Source organism: Cellulomonas sp. P4_B5_2 (assembly GCF_056402235.1).
Genome location: NZ_JBFUHU010000310.1, coordinates 1 through 4,502 on the forward strand (window position 1 = coordinate 1; position 4,502 = coordinate 4,502).

The following is a 4,502-nucleotide window of genomic DNA, read 5'->3' on the forward strand; positions in this document are numbered from 1 at the left end:
CGCAGGCCGCGCTCGACGCCCTCGCCAAGGCGCTCGGCGTGCGGCCGCGGCAGGTCCGGCTGGTGTCGGGGGCGACCAGCCGCGACAAGCTGGTGGAGGTCGACGCCGACGAGGCGGAGATCGCCGGGCGGCTTGCCGAGCTCCGGGGCTAGAGGACGGACCGGATCGCCTCGACCAGCGCCCCCGGGTTGTCGTGCTGGACGAAGTGCCCCGTCGCGGGCAGGATCCGCACCTCCACGCCGAGCCGGTCGTGCAGCGCCCACGCCGCCTGGTGCCGCGCGGGCGGGGAGAGCTCGCCGACGGTGACCAGGACGCGCCCCTGCCCGGGGCTCGGAGCGGCGGGCTCGAACCGCCGGAACATCGCGAGGTCGCGGCCGACGGATCCCGGGTCGGTCGGCGCCATCGACCGGTCCCAGGACGGTCCGTAGAGCGCCGCCCCGAACCCGGGCACACCTCCGGCTGCGTACCCGGCGACGACGTGGTCCAGCAGGCCCGGGACCAGGGAGCCGACCGCCGGCTCGTGCAGGACCGCTGCCGCGAGCACCCGGTCGGACGCCGCGAGCGCGAGCCCGAGGGTGGCGCCCCCGCTGACACCGACCACGACGGCGCCCGCGGCGTCGTCGGCCAGGGCGGCGAGCTCGACGGCGAGGTCGCCGCTGCTCGCGCGGTCGGGGGCGACGACGTCGAGCCCGTCGGCGCGCAGGAGGTCGGCCACCGGGTCCCAGACCCGTGCCGTCGTCGCTGCGCCGTGCACGAGGAGCACGCGGGTCCGGGGCATGGCGAGAGCGTAGGTGGACGGTGGAAGGCCGGCGCCCTCCGGACACGCAAGCGTTACGTGTGCCGCGAATGTCCGAAACATCACGCTCCTAGTCTCCCCGCATGGATACACGAGCGGATACCGCTGTGGATACTGCTGCTCGGCCGAGCCGACCATGACCACCGACGCCGTCGCCCGCGCACGCGGCCGGGTCGGCAAGCCGGCCGCGCTCCTCGAGGTGCGCAGCCTGTCCAAGCGCTTCGGTGAGGTGCAGGCCAACTGGGACGTCGACCTCACGGTCCTGCCCGGCACGGTGCACGGGCTGATCGGCGAGAACGGCGCCGGCAAGAGCACGTTGCTCAAGATGATCTACGGCGTCTACACGCCCGACGAGGGACGGATGTTCGTCGACGGCGCCCCCGTGGCACCGGGCAGCCCGGCCGACGCGCGCACCCTCGGCATCGGCATGGTGTTCCAGGACCTGCGACTGGTGCCCGCGCTCACGGTCGCCGAGAACATCGCGCTCGCGCTCCCGGAGGGCCCGAGGCTGCGCCTCACGCAGCTGGCTGCCCGCATCACCGAGGCGTCGGAGGCGTACGGGCTGGCGGTCGACCCGTCCGCGCAGGTCCGCCACCTGTCCATCGGCGAGCGGCAGCGCGCGGAGATCCTCAAGGTCCTCATGACCGGTGCTCGGCTGGTCATCCTCGACGAGCCGACGAGCGTGCTCGCGCCGCAGGAGGTCGAGGCCCTGTTCGGCGTCGTGGCGCAGCTGCGCGACCGAGGCCTGGGCGTCGTCCTCGTGACGCACAAGCTGGGGGAGGTGCGCGCGATCGCCGACCAGGTGACCGTGCTGCGCGGTGGGCAGGTGATCCTCAACGCGGAGGACCCCGGCAACTTCTCCGACGCCGAGCTGGTCGAGGCGATGGTCGGCCGGCGGGTGCCGCCGCTCGCGGTGGAGCGTGCCGCGGTGCCGCCGCGGGACCACCCGGTGCTCACGCTGGCGGGCGCCACGGCGCTGGGCGACCGCGGGCACGTGGCGCTCAAGGGCGTGGACCTCGACGTCTACCCCGGCGAGCTGGTCGGCGTGGCCGGGGTCGCGGGGAGCGGCCAGAAGGAGCTGTGCGAGGTCGCGCTCGGGCTCCGGCCGGTCACGTCGGGGTCGGTCGACGTCGGGGACGGAGCCGCGGTCGCGGTGCCGGAGGACCCGGTCGCGGACTCGGTGGTGCCGGGGCTGACGGTGCTGGAGCACATGGTGCTCGACGGCCGGGCGGTGCCCCGACGCGGGCTCGGCGTCGACTGGCCGGCCGTCGGTGCGCGCACCGCGGTGCTGGACGAGCGCGTCGGTCTGCACATGGCGCCCACCAGGCGCACGCTCTCGTCGCTGTCCGGGGGGAACATCCAGCGGGTCCTGCTCACCCGCGAGCTCGGTCAGGACGCCGCCCTCGTGGTCGCGGCCTACCCGAGCCGCGGCCTCGACGTCGCGAACACCCGCCGGACGCAGGAGCTGCTGCTCGAGCACCGGGCCCGCGGGGCCGGTGTGCTCATGGTCTCGGAGGACCTGGACGAGCTCATCGCCGTCGCCGACCGGATCGCCGTGATGCACGACGGGCACGTGGTCGGGGTCGTCGACACGGCCGACGCCGACCGGATGTCCCTCGGACGACTGATGCTCGGAGGTGTCGCATGAGCCAGGAGGTGGCGAAGGAGGCCCCCGCGTCCGCCGCGGCCGCGCCGGCTGCCGACGCCACCCGTCGCGTGTGGCCCCGCGGAACCGCGCTCCTGCGCTGGGTCGGAGCCCTGATCGCCGGCCTCGTGGTCTTCGGGGCGTTCGTGCTGGCCAACGGCGCGGACCCGTTCGCGGTGTACGCCGACATCTGGACGTCGACCCTGACGCAGCCCGGGCAGTTCCAGCAGATCGTGCTGCGCGCGGCGCCCATCGCGCTCGCGGGCCTCGCGGTCGTCGTGCCGGCGCGCGCGGGGCTGGTGAACGTGGGCGGCGAGGGTCAGCTGATCATCGGGGGCGTCGCCGCGGCGGGTGTCGCGCTCTGGCTCACGCCGGTCGCGTCGCCGTGGCTGATCATGCTGCTGATGATCGTGGCCGCGATGGCTGCGGGCGCGGCCTGGGCCGGCATCGCCGCCGCCATGCGCCTCGTCGTCAAGGTCAATGAGGCAGTCACCACCCTTCTCCTCAACTACGTGGCGCTCTACTCGATGCTCTTCCTCATCCTCGGTCCCTGGAAGGACCCGGCAGCCCTCGGGCAGTCCACGAGCGTGGAGCTCAACGACGCGATGAAGCTCCCGGTGTTCGCCGGGACCGCGATCCACGTCGGGGTGGCGCTCGCGGTGGTCGCCGCGGGGGCCGTGTGGTTCGCGCTGACCCGCACCACGTGGGGCTTCCGGCTCTCGGTGGTCGGCGGCAACGCCGAGGCCGCCCGCCGCGCGGGCCTGCCGGTGGTCACGCTGCTGCTCACCGCGCTGCTCCTCGGCGGTGCGCTGRCCGGGCTCGCCGGGTTCATCCAGTTCGCGGGGATGGAGTACAAGCTCCGGCCGACGTTCGGCCTGACCATCGGCTACGTGGCGTTCCTGGCCAGCTGGCTGTCTCGGCACAAGCCCCTGCCGCTGCTGCTCGCGTCGCTGGTGCTGGCCGCGATCGCGGTCTCCGGCAACAGCCTCCAGATCGGCTCGGGCCTGCCGGCGGCGAGCGTCAACATCCTCATGGGGCTCGTCCTGCTGGCCGTCCTCGGCTGGACCGGCCCGCGGAAGGTGCGCTCGTGATCATCGACATCCTGGCCGGGGCAGTGCGCGGCGGCACGTCCATCATGTACGCGGGCCTCGGGGAGACGATCTCCGAGCGGGGCGGCGTCATCAACCTGGGCACCGAGGGCGCGATGCTGCTGGGTGCCCTCGGCGGGTACGCGGTGACGGCGGAGACGGGGAACCCGTGGCTCGGCGTCCTGGGCGGCGCGCTCGCGGGCGCCCTGCTCAGCCTGGTGCACGCGGTCCTCGTGGTCAGCCGGCGGGCCAACCAGTTCGCCAGCGGGCTCACCCTCTACTTCCTGGCACTCGGCGTCACGTCCCTGTTCGGGGTCTCCTACGTCAGCCGCCAGATCAACGCGTTCACGCCCGTCCCCGTGCCGGGGCTGAGCGAGATCCCCGGGCTCGGCCCGATCCTGTTCGACCACGACCCGCTGGTCTACGTCGCCTACGTCGCGGCGCCGGTCATCTGGTGGGTGCTGTTCCGCACGCGCGTCGGACTGCTGGTGCGCACGGCGGGCGAGCGGTCGGAGGCGCTGGAGGTGAACGGGTACTCCGTCCAGGCCGTGCGGTACTGCGCGACGGTCGCGGGTGGGGCTCTGGCGGGGATCGGCGGCGCGCACATCTCCATCGCCTACGCCAACAGCTGGTTCGAGAACATGATCGCCGGTCGGGGGTTCATCGCCGTGGCCCTGGTGATCTTCGCGATGTGGAACCCGGTCCGCATCATGGCCGGCGCGTACCTGTTCGGCGCTGCGCTGTCGCTGGCCTCCGTCCTGCAGACCTCCGGCATCGCCGTCAACCAGTTCGCGCTGAACGCCGTGCCGTTCGTCCTCACCCTCGTCGTCCTGGCGATCCTGGGCCGCCGCACGATGCTGGCCGCCCCGGACGAGCTGCTCAAGGTGTTCGACAACAGCCGCACCACCTGACCCCCGCCATCCCTGTCCCGTCCTCGGAAGGATCACCATGCGCCTCACCCGAACAGCACGCG

At 73.5% G+C, this 4,502-nt stretch carries 5 protein-coding genes; 4 read left to right on the forward strand and 1 reads right to left on the reverse strand.

Annotation, left to right across the window (positions count from 1 at the left end; all coding sequences use genetic code 11):
- Positions 1-152, forward strand: a 152-nt coding sequence (locus tag AC1DUQ_RS18185; protein ID WP_477074286.1) for a DUF167 family protein, incomplete at its 5' end; no start/stop codon positions are given.
- On the opposite strand, the gene AC1DUQ_RS18190 is transcribed toward AC1DUQ_RS18185, so the two are convergent.
- Positions 149-778 carry an alpha/beta fold hydrolase gene (locus AC1DUQ_RS18190; RefSeq protein ID WP_477061468.1) on the reverse strand — a complete coding sequence of 210 codons (630 nt, stop codon included), beginning with the start codon at positions 776-778 and terminating at the stop codon, positions 149-151. The two genes, AC1DUQ_RS18185 and AC1DUQ_RS18190, sit on opposite strands and share 4 nt — an antisense overlap.
- A gap of 154 nt (positions 779-932) precedes the next feature.
- Here AC1DUQ_RS18190 and AC1DUQ_RS18195 point away from each other — a divergent pair, with 154 nt between their 5' ends.
- Genes AC1DUQ_RS18195 through AC1DUQ_RS18205 form a run of 3 tightly spaced genes read left to right on the forward strand, consistent with a single transcriptional unit; the run spans position 933 to position 4,440 of the window.
- Entirely contained in the window at positions 933-2,444 is a 1,512-nt protein-coding gene (locus AC1DUQ_RS18195; RefSeq protein WP_477061469.1) for an ABC transporter ATP-binding protein, read from the forward strand.
- Entirely contained in the window at positions 2,441-3,532 is a 1,092-nt protein-coding gene (locus AC1DUQ_RS18200; protein ID WP_477074285.1) for an ABC transporter permease, read from the forward strand. The genes AC1DUQ_RS18195 and AC1DUQ_RS18200 overlap by 4 nt, the downstream gene beginning before the upstream one ends.
- Positions 3,529-4,440, forward strand: coding sequence for an ABC transporter permease (locus AC1DUQ_RS18205; RefSeq protein ID WP_477061471.1), 912 nt, complete (start codon positions 3,529-3,531; stop codon positions 4,438-4,440). Before AC1DUQ_RS18200 ends, AC1DUQ_RS18205 begins: the two co-directional genes overlap by 4 nt.
- The last annotated feature ends 62 nt before the right edge of the window (positions 4,441-4,502 follow it).

Excerpts from the sequence above, each read along its gene's own strand:
- AC1DUQ_RS18190 (WP_477061468.1), bottom strand. The coding sequence starts at position 778 with ATGCCCCGGACCCGCGTGCTCCTCGTGCACGGCGCAGCGACGACGGCA.
- AC1DUQ_RS18195 (WP_477061469.1), top strand. The coding sequence starts at position 933 with ATGACCACCGACGCCGTCGCCCGCGCACGCGGCCGGGTCGGCAAGCCG.